Below are 22,203 nucleotides of genomic sequence, written 5' to 3' on the forward strand. Positions count from 1 at the left end.
TTTAGAGACAATTTAAAACCGAGCCAAACCAAAATTTAAGCAAACCATTAACGATAATCCTCTATTTTATTCGTATTTTCGCAATGAAATGAGTATGATAGACATCTATCAGGTAATTTTGAAATATTATGAGTAGTCGCGAACAAAAGAAACTTCAAACACGGCACGCTTTTTTTAATGCGGTGCTCGATTTGTGTATGACAGGACAGTCTTTTAGCTCAATCAGTCTCAGGCAAGTCACGCGTGAGGTTGGCGTGGTGCCGACCGCCTTTTATCGCCATTTTGATGACATGGAATCGCTTGGTCGCGCCTTAGTCATCGAAGAGTTGGGCGGTACGATGGCAACGTTAAGTGAAAACTTGCAAATTGGGCGCAAACGCAGTTTTGAGCGTCAAATCGCTAAAAGCATCCAAATGTTTTTATATATGGTCAGCGAGCAGCCTTGCTACTGGCAGTTCTTAGTCAGTGAACGCTATGGCGGCTCAGAGGCGGTACGCAAAGCCATCAATGAGCTGATTAAAAAACACGGCCAAAACCTAGCAGAAGACTTAGCGCTACAGCCGGCATTTACCCACATCAATACTTATGATCGTAGACTGTTGGCGGAAGCTGGGGTCAATATGTTTTTTTCTTGGATTATTGACTGGCTCGAGCTAACCTATACCGAAGATCATGATGATGAGGTCGACTTGGCTGAGATTGAAAAGAAAAAACAGCTGATGCTGCATAATTGCACGCGCCAAGCACAAATGCTGTTTTATGGTGCCTATAACTGGAAATCTACCGAAGAAACCCGTTTAAATGATTAATTAGACTTAGTTTTTGCATGCTATTTATTACTAATTATCTATAACCATTAGAAAATTGGCCTAAACGCCCAAAGTCGCTGCGTTAGCACACGCACCTCTTTGGGCTTTTTATTATCAGCGTTATTAGCATTGCCATTAGCGTTGTTAGCATCACTGCTGTTTTTATTACCATTATTATCGCTGCTATTTGCTGCGTCGCCATCAGCGGCCGTTTTGCTAATAATAACGGTCGCAAAGCGTTGTCTTGCTTGACCAACCGTCGCATTATCAGAGGCGGTAATAAGTGCCATAAAGGCTTGGCTATCAACCGCTAGTAATGGCGTCAAGGCTTTGCGCTCCTCTTCTTTTACACTACTTAATACGGGCAGTTGCCAAACATCATCGACAGAGCTAAAGGCTTGTTTTGCTCGCAACTCAATGATACTCTGCATTTGCTGGCTGCTCGCACCTTCTACCAAGGCAGCAAACAAAACAGGACTGGCGGTATTAATATTAATGGGTAAATAATATGGCACCGCCGTGATATAGGGACGCAGTGTCGCCAATACTTGCGCATCAACGCCCTTTACCTCTGCTAATTGATCGATACTAAGCAAGGCTTGGTTGGGTAAAGCTGTATCCGCTCCGCGATTGGACTGCTGAGCATATACCACATTTTCATCACCGCCATCTTGGTAGACCTCGCTGTCGGCATCTTGATAATCAAGTATCGCAACGGCGGTATCAGGCTCTAAATTTAGCTGTGTAAGCAGCCTTTGAAAAACGGCCAAGGCAGCAGTATCGACAGCGCCATTATGATATAAATTATTAATATTAAAACGACTGCCCTCATCGCGTAATTCGATGTCGATACTATGTCCGCCTAGGGTGTAAGGCGGTATTGGCTGCGCCCAAATATCCTGCTCGCTATCAGTATCATTTAATTTGGCATCAGCACGAATCAAGGTAACCGCCAATTGCTGACCTGCATTAATATCTTGTAAGAGTTGGTTTTGGTCAAACAATAAGCCGCTACGCCGAATGGCAATTTTTTGGCTAGCAAGCATTGCCCCTGCAACCACAGTAATACTAACCACCAATAATAAAATAGTTAGCAGTGCGACGCCACATTGAGAATTGGCTTTTATAGAGGTTATAGGCATCGTTGGCCTTATTTGTGGCTTGTTTGGCATAAATAGCCTCTATCATTGACCAAAAGGGGTATTTTCAGTAGCGTTCCCTGAGCTATTATTGGCTGCATTGCCATTGGCTTCGCTATCGTTATTGGTGCCACCATTACTGTTGCCGTTATTGTTGTTATTACTATTGCTATCGCCATTAGAATTGTTAGGCGTATTTTTATGACTGTTATTTGTACTGACATTTGGTATTGGCTGCGGCGTCAGTGCCCATTGCCAAGTGATCGGCATATCTTGATACGTAAAGTTAAGCGCAATCCCTTTTGGTAACAGTATAGTCTCAGACGTTTTATTGGCTGAATTCGCCGTCTGCCCTGATGGTGCGTTATTGCTGATGTTATTACGATTGTCTTTATTGGGAAATTTGGTGCTTAATTCAGGTAAATAAGCTTGCCAGCGCCCAGCCGTGACGCCTTTAAGCAATACACTATCTAAGCTGATGCTGTCACTGCCAAGACTGGTATATTGACGACGAATTAAGCCCTCATCGGCAAAAATGTATTCGATATGCTGCAGACTCGCGCTGCTCTGATAACGTGGGTCGGGGTCCGCAAAACGCACAAAGCTGATACGTGCGCCGTCTAGAGTCATAAAAGGTTCGGGCGCTGGTGCGTTTTCTTGATTGCTATTGCTGGCGTTATTATTACTCCCATTATTATTACTCCCATTATTATTTGCGCCATTATTGGTTGTAGCGTTATTGGTTGAGGCGTTATTAGTTAAAGAATTAGCACCCTGCGTATCCACTGCCTGATAGGGAATCATTTGGTTCATATCTTGCTGTAATTGCAAATAGGCATATTGCAGAACTGCTAAATAATCCGCATGAAACTGCGCCCGTTCGCGCGCACGGTTAACGCCATCAAACACTTGCCAGCCAGCCACCGCTAACATGGCAAATATCGCCATCGCCACCATCAGCTCAAGCAGAGTAAACCCATGATTTGATTTCATGGATTGCCTCCATTAGGGTCTAGTTGGCTCAAATCCAAACTACCAACCTCTTGCTCAGCATTACTTAACATCACGTTGATATCCGTCACTGCGCTGCGTGTTTGTCCGTCTATAATGGGCGCAACAGCGATATTTACTTGCTTTAATGCAGGTGTGATGGCATCGGTGGCAGTCATTGTCACTTGCCAATCACGACCTTGGGCATTGATGGTTTGTGTTTTGTTGGCCGTCAGCCACGTATCTTGAATATGCAAGTCCGCTGCCGCGTTTTGTGCGACAAACTGCGCTAGCGTGCGAGTACGTAAAACATCAACTGAGCTTAAATACGCACTACTCGCACGGCTCGCGGCAACGGCAACGACGGCCAAAATCGCTAAGGCAACCATGACCTCAATCAGGGTAAATCCGCGCTCATGCTTTGATAGAGCGGGCTTAGGGTTTGTGTAGGTCGATTTGGCTTTATCACTATCTATCATAAGTTAGCGCCCTTGCCCTATCGACATACTGCCATCGGGCATAATCGTAATCACCTCACCCACCAAACGCGAATTATGGCGCACCTCAATCGTTACTGGCGTGGCCTGACCTGTGCCAAACCATAGTACTTGCGGTACGTTTTGGTCGGTAAACCATGGCTGCAGCGCTTGTGTTTGGCCTGCGGTTGTTTGCTTCCCTGCATCTAGGCTTTGCACGCTTAAACTCATGCCAGCAGGCAATTCAGGCAGACTAACTTCTGGCTCAATCTCCCAGCTTGGTGTGGGCACTTTATCTGAAGCAGCACCTGACATACTCGTCAAATCTGCTGACAGCTCCATGGCGTTCTTAGGCGTACTATCGCCTCTAGAAGACGTAGAATCTTGAGCTTGATAAGTAATATACGGATTTGATAGCGTGACAATGACCGGCGTCATTTGACCTTGTTTATCGGCTTGTAACCTCAAACCCATGGGCGCCATACGCTCAGCCGATAAAAGCCGTACATAGCTCAATGAATCCGTTAAATGCTCATAAAAAGCACGGTTTTTGCGTGACTCACTACTACCGACCGATAAGCTCATCATCCCAGCAAATATGGATAGAATAACGACCACCACTACTATTTCAACAAGGGTAAAGCCCGCTTGCCCGATATGGCTGCGTGCGTGAAAGGCTGTTATTGAAGATATCGAGGAAGTCGGTTTTGACATACAGAAGTCATCTAGAATGGCGTCACCTTATTAAAAATAACGCTATATTGAATGGTATACAAACGACGAAAGACATGACGAGTTACAAAAACTATGACTTCGTACACGTGTTAAAAGATAATTTAACGTGTTGCCATACAGAAGATAGCAACACGGACCGTTATAAAATAATAGCTGACTGTGTTTAAAATAGAATAAAAAGCTAGTAATTGGTATTACGGTGCTCTTCTGATTCAGTATCGATTTGCTCTACCAATTCTTGCATATCTTCATCCATGACTTCATCATCGGCAGCTGGATAATGGCTTGGCAACTCAAGCATTTGCTGCACAAAAGCATAACGCAAGGTATCACGGCGACCTAAGTAGCGCTGATAAAAACTTGAGTTTAATAATCCTGCGCCGCCCTGACCCATCGCCCAAATCGAGGACAAATAATCACGCGTACTTAGACTACTATGCTGCTCTTGAAGATACGCACTGATAATATCAATCAAACGCTTCATGCGCTGACGACGAATATCGTAAAGCTCACCGAACAGGCGATTCAGACCCGTCACTGATGCTGCCAAACGCTCTTCGATTTGGTTAAGGAGCATGGCTTTTTGCGGATTAAATAGCTGCTGAAAAATCATCCGCGCGACGCCTGCCGACGGACAGTCATCAATACGGTTAATCTCAAACAGCTGCTCTTCGTAACGGATAATAATACGCAGGTAGAGCTCATCTTTACTAGAGAAATGCTTATATAAGGTGCCTTTAGCCAAATCAAGCTGGTCTGCCAAACTGTCCAAAGTGATATCACCATCGCCTGACTCAAGTAGCAATTGCTCCGCCATCGCTAAGATATTTTCTTCTCGGGCCTTGAACTGATGCTGACGACTCATAATTTCTCCTAAAAACTGACAATATCATGCATACCACCGTCCCTTTTGTCAGTGTACTGGAGCACGCTTATAAATTTTATAACGGCTACGCCAATACCATCAAAGGCAATATGCTTATGTTTGCTAAATAGTCATTGATAATCATAGGGTTAAGTTAAGCATCAAAAACACATTCAACACAGAACTACAAGACAAGCCTATAAATGACTGATTGGTCATAGCATAACCATTTTAGTGATACTGTGCCAGTAAATTTTCAAAGTTTTTTGCAGTCAGCGCGCCGACTTCCTCGCCACTACAGCCATACAATTGGGCAAGATAGCTTGCCACGTATGGCACGTATGCCGGCTCATTGGGCCTGCCACGTTTAGGCACGGGTGCTAAATACGGGCTATCGGTTTCGATAAGTATTCTGTCTTTGGGCATATTTTTTGCGGCATCTTGAATCATTTGCGCACTTTTAAAACTGACGATACCTGAGAAGGAAATATAAAACCCTAAATCTAGCGCTCGTTTTGCGGTTTCCCAGTCTTCAGTAAAGCAATGGATAATACCGTGTTCAGCGCCTTCTGCTTTTAGGATATCAAGCGTATCTTCTTTGGCGTCACGCATATGCACGACAAGCGGTTTCTTTAGCTGTTGGCTGGCATAGATATGACGCGCAAGGCTAGCTTGTTGCTCTTTTTTATTTTCCGTCGACCAGTAATAGTCCAACCCCGTCTCCCCTATCGCCCACACGTGCTCAGCATCAGCCGTTTCTATCAAGCGCTCAACTGTCGCTGACTGCAATACGCCGATATCTTCACAGGGATGAATACCGACGCTCATTCCAAGATTTAGCGTTTCGTCATTATAAGTGCTGACAATATTGGCAATCTCATCATATTCAGCGAAATCACACATAATGGCCATCGCACGGGTGACATTCGCCTCTTTCATCGCCGCAATCGCGCCGGACAATTGACCATCATACTTGGTTAAATCCAAACGGTTTAGATGGCAATGCGTATCTGTAAACATAAACAATCTCGTTAATAAGAATCAATAAATAAAATTATCTTAAAATATGGATTTGGTAATAGTAATAGTATTAATTGCTCTGATAAGCTGGCTTTTCAAGTCGTGTTTAACAAACGTCTATACAAAGGCTTTTTATCAGAGCATTTTTTTAAAGAATAGTTTTTTTGAATGAGGTGTATTTTAGAGACATCCTTTAATGCAGCGGCACCACACGCATCACCTCTTCTATGGTTGTTAACCCTTCGCTAATACGCTTTGCTCCCGATAAACGTAGCGGCTGCACACCTTCGCGGTACGCTTGCTGCTTCAACGTATCCAAATTAGCATCGGCGGCGACCAGTTTTTTTAGCTCATTGGATAACGGCATAATCTCGTACAGACCAACGCGGCCTTGATAACCCGTATGGCGACAGTGCTCACAGCCCTGCGCCTTATAAACTTGTGTTGGTACAGGCGCGCGCCAAGGCTGCACCAGCTCTTGCCATTGAATGGCTATCTCACTATCTGGCGTCACATCAAGCGCTTGCTTACAATGCGGGCATAACGTCCGTAATAATCGCTGTGCCATGACGCCCAATATCGTTGCTGAGGTTAAGAACGGCTGAATACCCAAATCATGCAGACGGGTAATAGAGCTTGGTGCGTCATTGGTATGCAACGTTGATAGCACTAAATGCCCCGTCAAAGACGCTTGCACGGCCATATTGGCGGTTTCGGCATCGCGAATCTCACCGACCATAATAATGTCTGGGTCTTGACGCATCAAAGAACGAATACCGTCAGCGAAATGCAAATCAACCCCTGGATTGACCTGCATTTGATTAAAGGCCGGCTCAATCATTTCAATCGGATCTTCAATGGTACAGACATTGACCTGCTCGGTGGCGAGCTGCTTGAGCGTACTATATAAGGTGGTGGTTTTACCAGAACCCGTCGGACCCGTCACCAAGATAATCCCATTTGGATGCGCGGTCAGCTCGTGCCACGTTTCAAGCTGCTTACCCGACAGGCCAAGTTGGGCAAACGAGCGCACCAGTACTTCTGGGTCAAATACCCGCATGACAAGCTTTTCACCAAAGGCAGTCGGCATGGTAGACAGACGCAGCTCAGTTTCTAAGCCTTTGGGCGTACGGGTTTTTAGGCGTCCATCTTGCGGCTTACGCTTTTCTGCCACATTGAGCCGTCCCAAAATTTTAATACGTGCAGTGACTGCCACTATGATGGCAAGCGGCATCTCATAGACACTATGCAGCACCCCATCGATACGAAAGCGCACTTTTCCAGTCTCACGGCGCGGCTCTAGATGAATGTCGCTTGCGCGCTGCTCAAAGGCATATTGCAATAGCCAATCGACCACTTTGACGATATGTTGATCATTGGCATCGGGATTGGTGTTATCGCCGAGCTGTAACAACGCTTCAACGTTGGTGACGTCCGCTGCCGCACGCTTATGTAGGGAGTTCGCGCCCGCAATCGCTTGCGTGACTTGATAAAACTCTTGCCGATAGCGATTGATTTGTTCAGGATTGATAAAGACCGTACGATAGCTTTTTGATTTAATGAGCTTTTCGATATTGCCATGCCAATCGGTATAAAATGGCTGGTCAGTACCAATAACCACTTCATCAAGCGTCACTTCAATCGGTAAAATATGCTGCGAACGCGCATACTCAAACGACATCAGCTGCGTCACTGCTGGTACATCGACCTTTAACGGATCAATACGCACCAGCGGCATATCTGCTTTGGCAGCCAACCATTGATTAAGCCATGCTAGCGTCAATTTATTCTCAGAATTATTATTAAGCGCGTGACCATTTGGCAGCCCAAACTCGCTAATCGTAATCAGCGGATGCTGCGCCTTGTTACGGCGACTGGTAATGACAAGATTATAACCGCGCTGATCAATCACCCTATCTGCCAATAATTCATCTAGGCACCAACGCAAATCAATCACTATCGAATATTTTTGAACAGGCATGGTTGTCTTCTTTTAAAGGTTTATTCTTATGAGGTTTAAGGCATTTGGCAGCGGCGATTTTTACTTTAATTATACTGTGACAATATTCATTATCTGCAATTCACCTGTTTCTAGCAATTTAAAACTGACATCAACCGATTTATAGCGCATAACAAATGACGACTCTGTCTCTGTACGTCGATAAGCAGGGCGCGGGTCTTGGGATATCAAGGCTTTGATAGTAACAAAATCAGACCTTAATAACTGCTTTTGGATTTTATCAATGACTGCTTTAACGGATGATTGCTTATTTTGCGCATTTTCTTCCGCTGCATTATCTGCACTTTGATTGGCGATAATTTGTCCAAATTGCTCATAAGCCGATTCGGTAATCGTCACGTCCAACAAATGCGGCGCCGAAGGCGCAAAACCGCTTTTTGCTTCAGGCAAGGCATCACTATAAGCCACATAAGGCTTGATATCGATGATGGGCGTCCCATCTATCATATCAGCACCGTTGATAATAAGTAACACTCGACCTTCTACCATCTCAATGCGCTCAAGCTTTACCACAGACAGTCCAAGCGCGGATGGTCGATACATACTGCGACTGGCAAATACGCCTATTTTTTGATTGCCACCCAAACGCGGTGGGCGCACTTGCGGGCGAAAATTACTATCATTTTTGTCTTGCTGCTTATTATTGAGTGAATGCTTGTCTTTATCTAACTTGTCTTTATATAAATAGTTATGATGAAACTGCCAACTGATCCAAATATGACTAAAATCCTCCAGTCCGACAAATGCCGCTGGCGTGTCATACGGCGCGAGCATTTCAATCACACTAGTCATAGCCACCAAATTTGGCTGCCTCGGTGCGCCAAACTTTTGTGACAGCGGCGCACGGTGGTAACCGATAATGGGCGATATATGATAGTTAATAGCGGCGGAAGTCTGACAAGTCATAAATCAAGTTCCAAAAGTAAATAGCTGATAATACATGGCATGCGGCAATGATAGAAAATTACTCGCTAACGATATTCCATTTTATCATGGTACAGACAGGCAGCTAGGCGGATTTTTATTTTAAAGTTTGTTATGATGAGCGAGAAATTTATTGAGAATGGCTTGCATTCATAACGCACACGTCTAAAAGTACAAGCAGCAAAGTTTACTTTTACCGGCAGCGCCGTTGTTTGCTATAATCTGACGCCTTATAAAACCTGATAATAATGTTAAAATAACGGTTTTTTATCCGTGTCATTTGCTTAGCATGTCATTTGCTTAATTAGCCTGAACTGATAATTGATAAGCGCTTAATCTTATTCACACTTTTTATTACCTTAAAAATTTTTGCTTACCACCATTTTTAATGGGCGAATACACATTACCACTTACTAACGAGGGCTTTATGTCAAAACTCCGCACCGAAACGGTCACTGAGGTTCATCACTGGAATGACTCTCTATTTAGCATCAAAACCACGCGCGACGATGGCTTACGCTTCCGTAATGGCGAGTTTGCGATGATTGGTATCGTTGTCGATGGTAGACCGCTATTGCGCGCTTACTCGATTGCCAGCCCCAACTACGAAGAGCATTTGGAATTTTTCTCTATTAAAGTTCAAGACGGTCCGCTAACCTCGCGCTTGCAGCATATCAAAGTGGGCGATGAGTTACTGGTCAGTAAAAAACCAACGGGTACTTTGGTACTAGATGATTTGTTGCCGGGTAAGCACTTATATATGCTCTCAACCGGTACAGGACTTGCGCCATTTTTAGCGTTATCACGCGACCCTGAAGTCTATGAGCGTTTTGACAAAATCATTTTGGTACACGGCGTACGTCAGGTCAAGGATTTGGCTTATCGCGAAATGTTCGAAGAAGAGCTGCCAAACGATGAAATCTTTGGTGAAGAGTTCCGTGAGAAGTTTATCTACTACCCGACCGTCACGCGCGAAGAGTTTAGAAATACCGGCCGTATCACTGATCTGATGAAATCAGGTAAATTCTTTGAAGATATCGGTCTACCGCCAATGAATAAAGACGATGACCGCGTACTTATCTGCGGTAGTATGCCATTTAATGCGGATATCTCTACAATTTTAGACGACTTCGGTCTCACCGTCTCTCCACGTATGGGCGTACAAGCGGATTATGCCGTTGAACGTGCCTTCGTTGGTTAAAAATGAATTTTTATCTTAAATATAATAAATAATTCTTGACGGCTAAAAATAGCCTGCTATAATACGCAGCCTATACAGAGTTAACCTTGTAGCCCAATTCGATATAGTCTAGCAGTAAAGACTTTATCTCCTAACATGCCAGTGTGATGGAATTGGTAGACATGACGGATTCAAAATCCGTTGCCTTTAAAAGCGTGTCGGTTCGAGTCCGACCACTGGTACCATATACGAAACCCTCGCAATCTATCGATTACGAGGGTTTTTTATTGCTTGCTGTTTAAAATTGGCTGTCCTATCAAAAAAAGACCACGCTAAATTGGCTTAGCGTGGTCTTTTTTAACAGTGAATAACAGTGAATAGTGTATTCAATGCTACTCGGCTTCATCTAGCAGCTTATTGACCGCATCTGCCATGTCATCATCTATGATGTTACCTTCTAAATAATCGACTAGCTGATGAATAGTAGTCAGATCCATTTCTCGAATACCCAAACTTGCCAGTTGCTTATTAATAGACGCCAAGCTCTCAGTATCTTCAGGATTATCCAATAACTGCTCATCAAAGCTATCACTGACAAACCAATACATTTTTTCTAACACGCTCTCTCTTCTCGTCAAGGTAGAATAATTATCGCCATGGATAAACAAATTAAAATGATAAGGTATTTCCACCTCATTGATAAAAAAAGTACGCTTACACTCTAGGGTATAGGCTTGTACTTGTTTCTCTTCAGCGCCTTCTGCATCACTTATATCTTCTGCAATCTCTTCTTTTACCAAGCCTTCTAATATTTCGTAACGCCCAACTTTGACTTTGTGATTATAAATAATACAAGCGTCCGCAATCGCATCAAAAATCACCGCACTGACATCTAAGGTATGGTCGTCGATATCATAAAACGCTTTTAAAAAAGGTAAGAACTCTGTGAGCTTGTCTTCTGGCACTTCGGTCAGAAACTGCTGCTCGTAAATGGCAATCATATCTTCAGGTGAATAGGTATTGGCGGTATTGGTCTCATTTCTGCCCGTAGGTTGCAAGGGTATCAGGTTATATGGATTATTATGGGTCATGCAGGACTGCCTTTTTATTGAGGTAAGCGAAAATCTATGTTCTCTATTATCTCTTATTCAGCCACTTTTAGATATATGGTTTAGGCGTTCAAATTAACCATAAAAACCACTCTAAGTTACTTAGAGTGGTTTTTATGCAACCAATACTATCTCAGTTTATTTTAAAAATGAATGTTCGCTAATTTGCCATTTGTACTTTTGGTTGCTTATGAATGCTAGAGCCATCTTTACAACTGATGGTGATACCTGTGAAGCCAAACAGTATCGTAAGCAGCAGCGATAAATAACAGAAAAAGGCATAAGGCAAATATTCAAGTACCGGAACACCTAACGCTTGGCTGATAAATACCCCGCACACGCTCCACGGTACTAATGGATTGATAACCGTGCCCGCGTCTTCGATGGTACGCGATAGGTTTTTGGGGTGTAAATTCAAACGCTCAAAGGTCGGACGAAACGCAGTTCCTGATAATAAGATACTCAAATATTGCTCACCGATCAGCACGTTGATGCTTAAAGCCGCCATTGCGGCGGCAAAGATAGCACGTCCTGAGCTTGTCAGCATATTACGAATACCTAACAATAACGCTGGTAAGATACCCAAAGCACGTAATAAACCGCCCAAACTTAACGCCAATATCACGATAGTCTGAGTAAAGAACATACTTTGCATACCGCCACGTGAGATCATACCCGCCACTTCACCCAGCTCTAAATTTTCGGCGGGCGTATAACCAGCAAATAGATAACCGCCGAGCTGCCCAATACTTGGCGTGCTGTGCAGATAAGTAAGCACTAAAGCGGTCGCGATTGTACAAATGATGGTATAAATGGCATTGACTCGGCATAGTGCTAATACCACTAGCACGACAAATGGTAATACGGCATAACCATGGACTAAGCCGCTATCGACCAATTGTGATTGCAGTAAGGTCACTTGACCTAAATCACCCGTACCCGTCTGGCCAGAGAAATACCAAAATAGCCCAGCTGTAATGAGCCACGCCGGTACCGTGGTATACATCATATTGCGAATATGCTCGAACAAATCAATGCCGACGACAGAAGAGGCAAGCGTACAAGTATCTGACAACGGCGACATTTTATCGGCAAAAAAAGCACCTGAAACCACAGCACCAGCAGCAATAGCAACGTTGGCATCAAAGGCATTACTCATACCAATAAAGGCCACACCAAGTGTCGCGGCTGTGGTCAAACTACTGCCTAGAGCGACACCAATAATTGAGGTCAAAACAAAAGCCGAAATATAATAATACTGCGGTGAGATGAGATCAAAACCATAATACATAATGGTAGGAATAGCACCTGACATCATCAGCGCGGCGACCAGCAAACCAATAAAAAATAGTAAATAAATAGCACCAATACCACTGACAACACCCGATGACATCTGCCCCTGCATCTTCTCAAAGCTTAGACCTTTATACATACCAAGGCCTAATAAAACAACGATTGCAAGCATCAATGACAGATGCGGTACCCAGCCAAAGCCGATCATGGTCACACCCATAATCGCGATGACAACGCTGGCAATAATAAAAGCTACCTTGGGAGATAGCTCGGTAAGTACTTGTGGAGGCATAACACATCCTTATGGGGCCATCATATATACTCTGGCGTTAGGGTTGGTTTTGGGTGGGACAAGTTTAATGAGTTGCAAAGATTATTGCCAGTCTCATGACTTACCCAGTAGGCTATCGGTCTTGGCTGCCATGATAAAATCATTGTGATGCAGACCTTTAATGCTATGTGACCACCAAGTGACGGTGACCTTGCCCCACTCTACCAAAATACCTGGATGATGCCCTTCTGCTTCCGCAATGTCGGCAAGCTCATTGGCAAATGCCATCGCTGTGACAAAATTTTTGAATTTATACTGACGCTGTAATTGCTTAATGCCGTCGACTTCGATGAGCGACCAATCAGGAATTTGTTGTAATAGCTCGCGTGCTTCTGTGTCGTCGACGGTTGGAGCACCGATACGGCAGGCTTCACAGCTGGCTTGTGATAATGTCGTCATGATAATATCCTTTTAAGTTAACTATTATTTTTTTAATACCGTTATGTTTAATACAGTTACGTCCGTGTTAATACTGTTTTTACAGCAGCACTTTTACCCCATCGTTATTTTAACGATGCTAAATTTTTTAATGTATTAAGAGTTTTTTGGTGCATAAGTTGGTTCAAACAAGCCAAGTGCCATTGCTTGTTTGACCTTGCCCATGATGTCGCTATCGACGATATCGAACAGCGCATCTAAATCATCAATGACATAATAAATCGGCTGAATATGGTCAATGCGATAAGGCGTACGCAGAACATCAAGCAAATCAAATGCGCGGTGTTCTGGCTGATTTTGAGGTTGCTGCTGATGGTTGGATTGTTGCAATGTATCGCTACCATTAAGCGTATAAATCGTTTCAGAAGGGGAGCTCAAGATACCGCCGCCATAGATACGGCGATTGTCAGGGTGACTACCTACCAAGCCAAACTCGATGGTAAACCAATAAAGCCGTGCCAAAAACCACCTTTCTTCTTTACTGGCATCAAGACCCAGCTTGCCATAGGTCTCATTAAAAGCGGCAAAAGCAGTATGGGTCAGCAGCGGACAATGGCCAACGATTTCATGAAAGACATCTGGCTCTTCGATATAATCCATGTCTTCAAAGCGGCGGATAAAGGTCGCTACGGGAAAGCGTTTATTTGCTAAAAGTTTAAAAAACTTACCAAAGCTGATAAGCGCAGGAACGGCAGCGGTTTGCCAGCCGGTGGTGGCTTGCAGGATTTGGTCAATGTCATTTAATTGCGGGATATGCGTCGATGGCAGATTTAGCTTTTCTAAGCCTTCTAGATAGGCTGAGCAAGCTCGATTGGGTATTTGCTTAGCTTGACGTGTAAGCAGCGCCTGCCACATGGCATTTTCATCGTCACTATAGTGGATATGACCCTGACTGTCTGGCTGATGCGAGAGGTAAGGTTGCTTCTCAGCGGTTGAATCGCTATGGCTAGCATCATCAGCGCCGAGAGCATTAGAAGACACACTCTTGGCACTGAGGAATTTTTGAATAGTATTGTTAGCTTGTAGGCGTTCCATGCCTGTGTTCCTTTTATTAGCGTTAGCACATGCGCTTGTCGTCAGTAATTCTCAGGTATTCTGGGTTTACCATCGCAAGCAGTACTTTGCTGATTAAGGACAAGACAAATTCCTTTTGCCCTGCCCATTTATTATACTTATAAACGATTAAGCTAAAACTATGGCGTTTCAGTTTCTGGCTGACCAATCGCGCCGCGTCGGACTTGGTCACGCTCGATTGATTCAAACAAGGCTTTAAAGTTACCTTCACCAAAGCCTTCTTCATAATCGCCTTTACGCTGGATAAATTCGAAAAATACGGGGCTACCAAGGATAGTTTCAGAGAAAATCTGTAGCAACAAGCGTGGCGTACCGCCTTCTGTGGTACCGTCTAACAAGATGCCGCGCATTTGTAGTTCAGCGACATTCTCGCCGTGGTTTGGTAAGCGCTCATCCAGCATTTGGTAATAGGTTTCATTTGGCGCTGTCATCAGCGGGATACCCATGTCTCTTAATTTGTCGATGCTAGATAATAAGTCATCACTCAATAGCGCGATATGCTGGATACCTTCGCCATTAAATTGCATCAAGTACTCTTCAATTTGCCCACCACCCTGCTTTGATTCTTCGTTTAATGGAATACGGATTTTGCCATCAGGCGCGGTCATCGCTTTACTGGTCAGACCGGTGTACTCACCGGTGATATCAAAATAACGGATTTCGCGGAAGTTAAAGATACGCTCGTAGAAGTCGGCCCAATATGCCATGCGACCACGGTAGACATTATGAGTTAAATGATCGATAACCTTGAAGCCAAAGCCTTTTGGATGCTTGTCGACGCTCGGTAGGTATTCAAAATCGATATCATAGATAGAATTGCCATCGCTAAAGCGGTCAATGAGATAAATAAGCGAGCCGCCGATACCTTTAATCGCTGGTAGGCGCAGCTCCATCACCCCTGTAGGCACATCTACTGGTTCAGCACCGTTTTCGATAGCAAGCTCATACGCTTGCTGCGCATTTTTTACTCGAAAGCCCATGCTACAAGCGCCCGCACCATGCTCACCTAAGAAATAGCTGCCATGGCTTTTTGGCTCACGGTTTAAAATAAGGTTAATATCGCCTTGGCGAAACAAGGCCACATCTTTTGAGCGGTGATTGGCAATATGAGTAAAGCCAAGGTTGCGAAATAGCGTTTCGACAAGCTCAGGCTCAGGTGAGACAAACTCAACGAAATCAAATCCTTGCAAGCCCATTGGGTTATCAAATAAATCTGCCTTTAACTCTGACATTGTCATCATCCTTAATTTCAATTGGTGGTATACATCACTAAAAATTAGCAAAAAATAAGTTTCATCAATCATTCCTATTGACGAGTGATTTATATTAGATTAGCTTGATTTATAAGACTAATCGTTTTTTTTGATTTATTTATCAGGTTTGCTTATGAATATCAGTATTCGCCAATTGAGCGCTTTTATCAGCGTCGCCGACAATGGCAGTTTTACCCGCGCCAGCGAGCAGATACATTTGACCCAATCTGCCGTCAGTGGTTTGATTAAAGAATTAGAATCCAGCCTTGGTATCGTGCTATTTGACCGCACCACCCGCCAGCTGTCATTATCCGTCGTTGGTCATCATTTATTACCGCAAGCGCGACGTATTTTAAATGAGATGCAGCTATTTGAAAATGAAGCCAGTAGCTTGACAAGTTTGGCGCAAGGACAAGTCAGACTTGCGGTGTCGCAATTTGCTGCCTCTTCAATGCCAGCCGTTATTGCTCAATTTGCTAAAGCATATCCAGACATCAGCGTGTCTTTACTTGATTGCTCAGCAGAAAATGTTTTAGAACATATTCAAAACATCGAGGTAGATTTGGGCGTCGGTACTGAGCGTGGCTTTACGGAGCCTGACGATGACATCAGCGCCGATTTATTATATCAGCTGCCGTTTTGTGTGGTAATGCCAGATAACCATGCGCTGGCGCAAAAAACAGAAGTCATTTGGCAGGATTTGGTAGATACGCCTCTTATTACTTTACAAGGGCCATTTATTGAGCAAGTCACCGCTGAGCTTGATGAGGAAATCGCCAGCCATATTCAGCAGGCGCGCTATAAAGTCAACTTTATGTCGACCGCCCTTGAGATGACCCGCCAAGGTTTTGGCATTACCTTGTGCTTGCCTTATATGCCAGAGGTGATAGATTGGGTAAGCGCCAATAGTTTGCAGATGCGCCCGTTGGCACAGCCGGTTAAAATGCGCCGATTCTTTATTTATCAACGCTCATCACGCGCTTTATCGCCCGCCAGCATTGCTTTTAAGCAATTTTTGCAAACTTACTTTGCCAGCCACTTTGACGATTTGCAGCGTGTTTAAGGGCAATCAGAGCACTTATTATTTCAATTTAGCAAAGGCTGAAATCTGTCCAAAAAATTGCTAATAAACAAAAAAATGCGTTAATTAATCAGTATCGCTGAATCTAACATTGAGTTAATCGCCAAACTGGTTTATGCTTTTTAACGCCTTAACTCATCTCCCTTGTAAGGAAATAAAATGTTTGAACGTATCGATTATTATGCCGGTGACCCGATTTTAGGATTGATGGACAAATTTGCCGCTGACACCAATCCAGATAAAGTAAATTTGGGTGTGGGCGTTTATTATGATGAGGATGGCAAATTGCCTGTCCTTGAGTGTGTCAAAACGGCTGAGCAGCGCATTGCTGACCCTATCTCTCCTCGTCCGTACTTGCCAATGGCAGGATTACCAGGACACCGTAAAGGTTGCCAGGAATTGCTGTTTGGTAAAAACGCGCAAATCTTACAAGACGGTTTGGTAGCAACCATCGCCACTATCGGTGGTTCTGGCGCATTAAAAGTCGGCGCAGAGTTTATCCATGAATGGTTCCCACAATCCAAATGCTACGTCAGCGACCCAACGTGGGGCAATCACATTGCTATCTTTGAAGGCTCTGACGTCGAGGTCGGTAAATATCCGTACTACGACAAAGCAACCAGCAGTGTTAAGTTTGATGAAATGATTGCATTTTTTGAAACTTTGAATAAAAACGATGTTGTCTTGCTGCACCCTTGCTGCCATAACCCAACCGGTATGGATTTGACTCGTGAACAGTGGGATACCGCGCTAACTGTTATTAAAGAGCGTGAATTGATTCCATTTATGGACATCGCCTACCAAGGCTTTGGTAAAGACATGGACAGCGACGCTTACGCGATTCGTAAAGCAGTCGAGATGGGTCTACCCGTATTTGTCAGTAACTCATTCTCTAAAAACTTATCGCTATACGGTGAGCGTGTCGGCGGTCTGTCGGTCGTGTGCCCAAGCACTGATGAAGCGGAGCGCGTCTTTGGTCAGCTAAATGCAACCGTGCGTCGCATCTACTCAAGCCCACCATCACATGGCGGCCGCGTGGTCGATATCGTCATGAACGACGAAGCGCTACATGAGCAATGGGTTGGCGAAGTTTATGCCATGCGTGACCGTATCAAAGCCATGCGCTTAAAGCTCAAATCGGTCTTAGAAGAAAAAGTCCCCGGCCGTGACTTCGATTATTTAACTGAGCAAAACGGCATGTTTAGCTTTACCGGTCTGACGCCTGAACAAGTTGAAAAACTCCAAAGCAAATATGGTATCTACATGGTTTCAAACTCACGTATGTGTGTGGCGGGCTTAAACAGCAGTAATATCGATTATGTTGCCAATGCCATGGTTGATGTTTTAAAAGACTAACTCTCTAGCGTAATTTTAGAAAAACTATGTGATTAAAAAGGTTGAGTCATGACTCAGCCTTTTTTTTATCTCTGCCACTTTCTAAAAAAATGTATAAAAAACACTGCACAAAAAACCTTGCAATCTATTTGGCTATAAATTACATTATACGTAATTAGTTAATTATAACGTAATTCAATACATGCTTTAGCAAGGAGCACCCCCATGTCAACGATTGACAAAAACCTCACCTCATTTATCGATATTGCCGCTGATTCTGACTTCTCTATTCATAACCTGCCTTATGGTATTTTTAGTGATGCTAAAGACGCTACTGGTAATAACAATCGTCGCGCAGGTGTTGCTATTGGCAAGCACGTTTTAGATTTGTCGGTACTCGAAGCAGAAGGATTATTAAGTTTGACTGGCGGCCCCTATTTTGATCAGCCAACCCTAAACGCCTTTATTGATTCTGGTCGCGATAATTGGACCAAGGCGCGCAGCACCATTCAAACCTTATTGTCTGCTGATATTGACACACTGCGCGACAACAAAGACTTGCAGGCAAAAGCGCTGTTTAAGCAAGCAGACGTCACCATGCATCTGCCTGTTCACGTACCAGGTTTTACCGATTTTTACTCATCTAAAGAGCACGCCACCAATGTCGGTACCATGTTCCGTGACCCAAAAAACGCTCTACTAGCTAACTGGACTGAAATGCCAGTCGGTTACAACGGCCGCGCCAGTACCGTCATCGTTAGTGGTACAGATGTGATACGCCCATCGGGCCAGCTAAAGCCCAATCCTGATGATCGTCCTATTTTCTCGCCTTGTAAACGCCTGGACTTTGAGCTTGAAACCGCCTTTGTCGTCGGTCGTGGCAATGATATCGGTCAACCGATTGCGGTAGATGAGGCTAATGATCATATTTTTGGCATGGTGTTACTCAACGATTGGTCAGCCCGCGACATTCAAAAATGGGAATACGTACCTTTAGGCCCCTTTAATGCCAAGACCTTTGCCTCTGAGGTATCTCCTTGGATTGTGACCATGGATGCGTTAGCACCTTTTAAGACTGCATGCCCAACGCAAGAACCAAAACCACTGGCTTATCTCAATGAAAAAGACAGTAACAATAGCTTTGATATCAATTTATCAGTCGAGCTGTTGCCTGAGAATAGCGATGAAGCAACGGTAGTTTGTGAGACCAACTTTAAATATATGTATTGGTCAATGGCGCAGCAGCTCACCCACCACACCATCACTGGTTGTAAAGTAGAAGTCGGCGACATGATGGGCTCAGGGACGATTTCGGGACCGACGCCAGACTCTTATGGCTCAATGTTAGAGATTGCTTGGAATGCCACCAAACCCGTCACTTTAAAAGGCGGCGAAACGCGCAGCTTTATCGAAGATGGCGATACTGTGATTATGAAAGGCTATAGCGAAAAAGACGGCATTCGTGTTGGCTTCGGTGAAGTACGCGGCAAAGTACTGCCTGCGCTTAGCTTTGATTTTGACAAATAGGCCTATTTCATAAAGTAATTACAAATCAGACAAGCGTAAAAAAATTACTTAGGCTGTTAGACAATTATCACCACTTAGTTTAGCGAAGTGCTGGCAGCCAATTAAGTTGGACGCTTTATCAAAAGGAGTTTGATATGAGTTTTAAAATTGAAAAAATCCATCACGTGGCCTATCGCTGCAAGGATGCTAAAGAAACCGTTGAATGGTATAAAAAATATCTCAATATGGATTTTATCTTAGCATTCGCTGAGGACCATGTCCCCTCGACCAAAGCCTTTGACCCTTATATGCATGTATTTTTAGATGCCGGTAATGGCAATGTCTTGGCGTTTTTTGAAGTACCCAATCAGCCTGAAATGGGCTTTGACCCCAATACACCAAACTGGGTGCAACACTTAGCCATGAAGGTAAAAGACCGGGATGCCTTAATCGCTGCAAAAAAGCATTTAGAAGAAAATGGCATCGACGTAGTCGGCGTGACCAATCACGGTATTTTTCATTCTATCTATTTCTTTGATCCTAATGGCCATCGTATGGAACTTACCTACGATGATAGTACCTCAGAAGAAAAAGTCTCGATGGTTACAGAAGAGATAAAACATGAGATGCTAGATGAATGGTCGCGCACCAAACGTGCGCCCGTTCATACGCAGTTTTTACATGCAGAAGAACTCGCTGAAGCAAGAGACGTGGCGCCCGTTGGTGAGTAACAGCGTCAATTTATGCAATAGTTAAAACTTACTTTATTCAGTAGTTAAGTTAAATAGCAAGTTTTGACTAGGCTATTTGATAGCGTCTTGCAATGACTAGTATTTGCTCAACCACGTTATGTTGCTCACTCATTGGTAACTGCTCGGTGGTACCAATGATGGTAATGGCATATTCTAATGGCATATCATCAGTAGATAGTTTGTCATTAGCAGATAGTTGATTATTGCTAAGCGGCTGATTAGTGGTCGAGGTGTTGATTTCTAGTTGCGGCACAAGCACTGGAATGGTAATGGCATTAATCCCCATTAACATATCGCCGGTAACTGTGGCATAGCCTTGGGTACGAATGTTGGCGCGCAACTGGTTAAAATTCTGCCATTGCTCTACGATAGTGTCTTTATCATTTGTCTGCCATTCAGCGATAACCAATGGCTTAATAATCGTTTCTGGCTGATAACTGGCAAACAGCTGCCCTGTCGCTGATGTCGTCAATGGCATACGCGAGCCAATACGAGTAATGATACTAATCGGGCTGTCGGGCTCAACCGATTGAATAATAATCGGACCTTCGCTAAACCATTTGGCAATCTGTACCGCGCAGTTTACCGTGTCTTTAATCTCTGTTGCCACATGCGTCAGGCGCTCTAATAGGTTGTGTTGATTAAAGTCCGCATGCCCAAGCGAATTTCCTCGAGCGCCAAGCCCATAACGCCCATCACTGAGCTTACGTGCATAATTTTTACGAATAAGACTGACCAAGTAGCGATGACACTTTGCCGGATGCATCTGTACAGCTTGAGCGATGTCTTTTAGCATCATAGGTTCGTTGTGATTGATTAGAACGTCTAATACTGACAATCCAATTTCAAGTGACTGCACGCCACCTTGGTTTTTATTGCTAGTAGGATTGTCTGTCAGGTTTTCAGATACGGGCATGTTTTGCTCAATTAATTATTTACTTTATCAATAATTATACCCATTTATATAACCAACAAGACAACATAATAAAAGGAATAAATAATGATGACACTTTATGGCTATTTTCGCAGCAGTACGTCTTACCGTACGCGTATCGCGATGAACCTAAAAGGCTTAGATTATGACTATATTGCGGTTAATTTGGCACAAGATGAACAATTAAAAAGCGAATTTTTAGCACTTAATCCTCAAGGGTTGGTGCCTGTTTTACAAGCCGATGATTTGCTGTTATTTCAAAGTCCGGCTATTTTAGAGTGGTTGGAAGAGGTTTATCCTAAAAATCCATTATTGCCTAAAGACGCTGCGGGGCGCATGCAAGTACGGGCGTTAAGCGCAATGATTGGTTGTGATATTCATCCGCTTAATAACCGCCGTGTTTTACAATATTTACGCAATGAGCTGTCGGTAGATGAGGCTGAGGTCATAAAATGGTGTAATCGCTGGATAAGTGAGGGTTTTGCTGCGTTAGAAAAACGCTTGGTCGCTGACAAAACTCGCGGGAAATTTTGCTACGGCGACAGCCCGACCTCTGCAGATTGCTATTTGATCCCACAAGTTTCTTCGGCGCGGCGCTTTGAAGTAGACTTAAATCCTTATCCAAATATTGTCCAAATCGACGCCCATTGCCGTACGCTAAAAGCCTTTGCTGACGCCGACCCTATGCAGCAACCTGATGCATCAAACGCTTAGCCTTAGAGAAACAGCCTCTAAAAAAGGACTGCCCTTAATTTAGAGGTTATTATATAGGGATAGCTTTCTATTTATTTCGCTGCTCAAATCTTCATCTCTTTTTGCGTGACCGCCACTATCTTAATAGGTACCGCACATAGCCATGACATGCCGTTCCAAAAATCTTACTCAAACCTAGCCAATATTGACTATTAGATAGGTTTGACGTTTTCTTTCTGCTTCATT

At 43.8% G+C, this 22,203-nt stretch carries 21 protein-coding genes and 1 tRNA gene; 8 read left to right on the forward strand and 14 right to left on the reverse strand.

Annotation, left to right across the window (positions count from 1 at the left end; all coding sequences use genetic code 11):
• Positions 1-128 precede the first annotated feature (128 nt).
• A complete protein-coding gene (locus H9653_RS09555; protein WP_191692145.1) occupies positions 129-809 on the forward strand; it encodes a TetR family transcriptional regulator in 681 nt (226 codons plus the stop codon).
• A 47-nt stretch (positions 810-856) separates the two neighbouring features.
• Here H9653_RS09555 and gspK read toward each other — a convergent pair whose 3' ends face one another.
• The 8 genes from gspK to H9653_RS09595 form a co-directional block, all read right to left on the reverse strand.
• On the reverse strand, positions 857-1,951 hold the full coding sequence (gspK, locus tag H9653_RS09560) for a type II secretion system minor pseudopilin GspK (protein ID WP_225211703.1): 1,095 nt from the start codon (positions 1,949-1,951) through the stop codon (positions 857-859).
• 42 nt (positions 1,952-1,993) lie between these two features.
• Positions 1,994-2,941 (reverse strand): prepilin-type N-terminal cleavage/methylation domain-containing protein, encoded by a 948-nt coding sequence (locus H9653_RS09565; protein WP_191692149.1) that lies wholly within the window; start codon positions 2,939-2,941, stop codon positions 1,994-1,996.
• Positions 2,938-3,417 (reverse strand): type II secretion system minor pseudopilin GspI, encoded by a 480-nt coding sequence (gene gspI, locus H9653_RS09570; protein WP_191692151.1) that lies wholly within the window; start codon positions 3,415-3,417, stop codon positions 2,938-2,940. The genes H9653_RS09565 and gspI overlap by 4 nt, the downstream gene beginning before the upstream one ends.
• Positions 3,418-3,420: 3 nt before the next feature.
• A complete protein-coding gene (locus H9653_RS09575) occupies positions 3,421-4,128 on the reverse strand; it encodes a prepilin-type N-terminal cleavage/methylation domain-containing protein (RefSeq protein WP_191692154.1) in 708 nt (235 codons plus the stop codon).
• A gap of 202 nt (positions 4,129-4,330) precedes the next feature.
• Positions 4,331-5,014: a TetR/AcrR family transcriptional regulator gene (locus H9653_RS09580; protein WP_068405549.1), complete on the reverse strand. Its 684-nt coding sequence runs from the start codon at positions 5,012-5,014 to the stop codon at positions 4,331-4,333.
• Positions 5,015-5,245: 231 nt separating this feature from the next.
• Positions 5,246-6,034, reverse strand: coding sequence for a TatD family hydrolase (locus H9653_RS09585; RefSeq protein ID WP_191692156.1), 789 nt, complete (start codon positions 6,032-6,034; stop codon positions 5,246-5,248).
• Between the two features lie 193 nt (positions 6,035-6,227).
• Positions 6,228-8,015, reverse strand: a complete 1,788-nt coding sequence (locus H9653_RS09590; RefSeq protein WP_144296433.1) for a GspE/PulE family protein — start codon at positions 8,013-8,015, stop codon at positions 6,228-6,230.
• A 69-nt stretch (positions 8,016-8,084) separates the two neighbouring features.
• Positions 8,085-8,960 (reverse strand): SAM-dependent methyltransferase, encoded by an 876-nt coding sequence (locus H9653_RS09595; protein ID WP_191692158.1) that lies wholly within the window; start codon positions 8,958-8,960, stop codon positions 8,085-8,087.
• Between the two features lie 445 nt (positions 8,961-9,405).
• Between H9653_RS09595 and H9653_RS09600 the strand changes: the two genes are divergently transcribed.
• Both H9653_RS09600 and H9653_RS09605 read left to right on the forward strand, forming a co-directional pair.
• Complete coding sequence (locus tag H9653_RS09600; RefSeq protein WP_144296434.1) at positions 9,406-10,179, forward strand: ferredoxin--NADP reductase; 774 nt, start codon at positions 9,406-9,408, stop codon at positions 10,177-10,179.
• A gap of 137 nt (positions 10,180-10,316) precedes the next feature.
• Positions 10,317-10,403 (forward strand) — tRNA-Leu (locus tag H9653_RS09605).
• 147 nt (positions 10,404-10,550) lie between these two features.
• Here H9653_RS09605 and H9653_RS09610 read toward each other — a convergent pair.
• The 5 genes from H9653_RS09610 to hppD all read right to left on the reverse strand — a co-directional run bounded on the left by H9653_RS09610 (position 10,551) and on the right by hppD (position 15,635).
• Complete coding sequence (locus H9653_RS09610) at positions 10,551-11,249, reverse strand: hypothetical protein (protein WP_144296435.1); 699 nt, start codon at positions 11,247-11,249, stop codon at positions 10,551-10,553.
• A gap of 178 nt (positions 11,250-11,427) precedes the next feature.
• On the reverse strand, positions 11,428-12,852 hold the full coding sequence (nhaC, locus tag H9653_RS09615) for a Na+/H+ antiporter NhaC (protein ID WP_191692160.1): 1,425 nt from the start codon (positions 12,850-12,852) through the stop codon (positions 11,428-11,430).
• A gap of 93 nt (positions 12,853-12,945) precedes the next feature.
• Positions 12,946-13,290, reverse strand: a complete 345-nt coding sequence (locus H9653_RS09620) for a 4a-hydroxytetrahydrobiopterin dehydratase (protein WP_144296436.1) — start codon at positions 13,288-13,290, stop codon at positions 12,946-12,948.
• A gap of 135 nt (positions 13,291-13,425) precedes the next feature.
• On the reverse strand, positions 13,426-14,364 hold the full coding sequence (gene phhA, locus H9653_RS09625) for a phenylalanine 4-monooxygenase (RefSeq protein ID WP_191692162.1): 939 nt from the start codon (positions 14,362-14,364) through the stop codon (positions 13,426-13,428).
• A 158-nt stretch (positions 14,365-14,522) separates the two neighbouring features.
• The gene (hppD, locus tag H9653_RS09630; RefSeq protein ID WP_191692164.1) at positions 14,523-15,635 is read right to left on the reverse strand and encodes a 4-hydroxyphenylpyruvate dioxygenase; all 1,113 of its coding nucleotides are present in this window, start codon (positions 15,633-15,635) and stop codon (positions 14,523-14,525) included.
• Between the two features lie 154 nt (positions 15,636-15,789).
• Between hppD and H9653_RS09635 the strand changes: the two genes are divergently transcribed.
• The 4 genes from H9653_RS09635 (at position 15,790) to H9653_RS09650 (ending at position 20,309) form a co-directional block, all read left to right on the forward strand.
• Positions 15,790-16,719 (forward strand): LysR family transcriptional regulator, encoded by a 930-nt coding sequence (locus tag H9653_RS09635; protein ID WP_191692166.1) that lies wholly within the window; start codon positions 15,790-15,792, stop codon positions 16,717-16,719.
• A 177-nt stretch (positions 16,720-16,896) separates the two neighbouring features.
• Positions 16,897-18,093 (forward strand): amino acid aminotransferase, encoded by a 1,197-nt coding sequence (locus tag H9653_RS09640; protein ID WP_191692168.1) that lies wholly within the window; start codon positions 16,897-16,899, stop codon positions 18,091-18,093.
• Positions 18,094-18,297: 204 nt separating this feature from the next.
• Positions 18,298-19,599 (forward strand): fumarylacetoacetase, encoded by a 1,302-nt coding sequence (fahA, locus tag H9653_RS09645; RefSeq protein ID WP_225211704.1) that lies wholly within the window; start codon positions 18,298-18,300, stop codon positions 19,597-19,599.
• A gap of 134 nt (positions 19,600-19,733) precedes the next feature.
• Complete coding sequence (locus H9653_RS09650; protein ID WP_191692170.1) at positions 19,734-20,309, forward strand: VOC family protein; 576 nt, start codon at positions 19,734-19,736, stop codon at positions 20,307-20,309.
• A gap of 67 nt (positions 20,310-20,376) precedes the next feature.
• Here the strand turns inward: H9653_RS09650 and H9653_RS09655 are convergent, their stop codons facing one another.
• On the reverse strand, positions 20,377-21,246 hold the full coding sequence (locus tag H9653_RS09655; RefSeq protein WP_191692172.1) for an IclR family transcriptional regulator: 870 nt from the start codon (positions 21,244-21,246) through the stop codon (positions 20,377-20,379).
• Between the two features lie 84 nt (positions 21,247-21,330).
• On the opposite strand from H9653_RS09655, the gene maiA reads away from it, so the two are divergent.
• A complete protein-coding gene (maiA, locus tag H9653_RS09660; protein WP_191692173.1) occupies positions 21,331-21,978 on the forward strand; it encodes a maleylacetoacetate isomerase in 648 nt (215 codons plus the stop codon).
• Positions 21,979-22,203: the final 225 nt, after the last annotated feature.

This window comes from Psychrobacter communis, from assembly GCF_014836505.1.
GTDB lineage: Bacteria > Pseudomonadota > Gammaproteobacteria > Pseudomonadales > Moraxellaceae > Psychrobacter > Psychrobacter faecalis.

Excerpts from the sequence above, each read along its gene's own strand:
- gspI (WP_191692151.1), bottom strand. The coding sequence starts at position 3,417 with ATGATAGATAGTGATAAAGCCAAATCGACCTACACAAACCCTAAGCCC.
- nhaC (WP_191692160.1), bottom strand. The coding sequence starts at position 12,852 with ATGCCTCCACAAGTACTTACCGAGCTATCTCCCAAGGTAGCTTTTATT.
- H9653_RS09655 (WP_191692172.1), bottom strand. The coding sequence starts at position 21,246 with ATGCCCGTATCTGAAAACCTGACAGACAATCCTACTAGCAATAAAAAC.
- H9653_RS09635 (WP_191692166.1), top strand. The coding sequence starts at position 15,790 with ATGAATATCAGTATTCGCCAATTGAGCGCTTTTATCAGCGTCGCCGAC.
- H9653_RS09590 (WP_144296433.1), bottom strand. The coding sequence starts at position 8,015 with ATGCCTGTTCAAAAATATTCGATAGTGATTGATTTGCGTTGGTGCCTA.
- H9653_RS09565 (WP_191692149.1), bottom strand. The coding sequence starts at position 2,941 with ATGAAATCAAATCATGGGTTTACTCTGCTTGAGCTGATGGTGGCGATG.
- H9653_RS09600 (WP_144296434.1), top strand. The coding sequence starts at position 9,406 with ATGTCAAAACTCCGCACCGAAACGGTCACTGAGGTTCATCACTGGAAT.
- H9653_RS09575 (WP_191692154.1), bottom strand. The coding sequence starts at position 4,128 with ATGTCAAAACCGACTTCCTCGATATCTTCAATAACAGCCTTTCACGCA.
- gspK (WP_225211703.1), bottom strand. The coding sequence starts at position 1,951 with ATGCCTATAACCTCTATAAAAGCCAATTCTCAATGTGGCGTCGCACTG.
- H9653_RS09580 (WP_068405549.1), bottom strand. The coding sequence starts at position 5,014 with ATGAGTCGTCAGCATCAGTTCAAGGCCCGAGAAGAAAATATCTTAGCG.
- H9653_RS09595 (WP_191692158.1), bottom strand. The coding sequence starts at position 8,960 with ATGACTTGTCAGACTTCCGCCGCTATTAACTATCATATATCGCCCATT.
- H9653_RS09640 (WP_191692168.1), top strand. The coding sequence starts at position 16,897 with ATGTTTGAACGTATCGATTATTATGCCGGTGACCCGATTTTAGGATTG.
- H9653_RS09585 (WP_191692156.1), bottom strand. The coding sequence starts at position 6,034 with ATGTTTACAGATACGCATTGCCATCTAAACCGTTTGGATTTAACCAAG.
- fahA (WP_225211704.1), top strand. The coding sequence starts at position 18,298 with ATGTCAACGATTGACAAAAACCTCACCTCATTTATCGATATTGCCGCT.
- maiA (WP_191692173.1), top strand. The coding sequence starts at position 21,331 with ATGATGACACTTTATGGCTATTTTCGCAGCAGTACGTCTTACCGTACG.
- H9653_RS09620 (WP_144296436.1), bottom strand. The coding sequence starts at position 13,290 with ATGACGACATTATCACAAGCCAGCTGTGAAGCCTGCCGTATCGGTGCT.
- hppD (WP_191692164.1), bottom strand. The coding sequence starts at position 15,635 with ATGTCAGAGTTAAAGGCAGATTTATTTGATAACCCAATGGGCTTGCAA.
- H9653_RS09610 (WP_144296435.1), bottom strand. The coding sequence starts at position 11,249 with ATGACCCATAATAATCCATATAACCTGATACCCTTGCAACCTACGGGC.
- H9653_RS09650 (WP_191692170.1), top strand. The coding sequence starts at position 19,734 with ATGAGTTTTAAAATTGAAAAAATCCATCACGTGGCCTATCGCTGCAAG.
- phhA (WP_191692162.1), bottom strand. The coding sequence starts at position 14,364 with ATGGAACGCCTACAAGCTAACAATACTATTCAAAAATTCCTCAGTGCC.
- H9653_RS09555 (WP_191692145.1), top strand. The coding sequence starts at position 129 with ATGAGTAGTCGCGAACAAAAGAAACTTCAAACACGGCACGCTTTTTTT.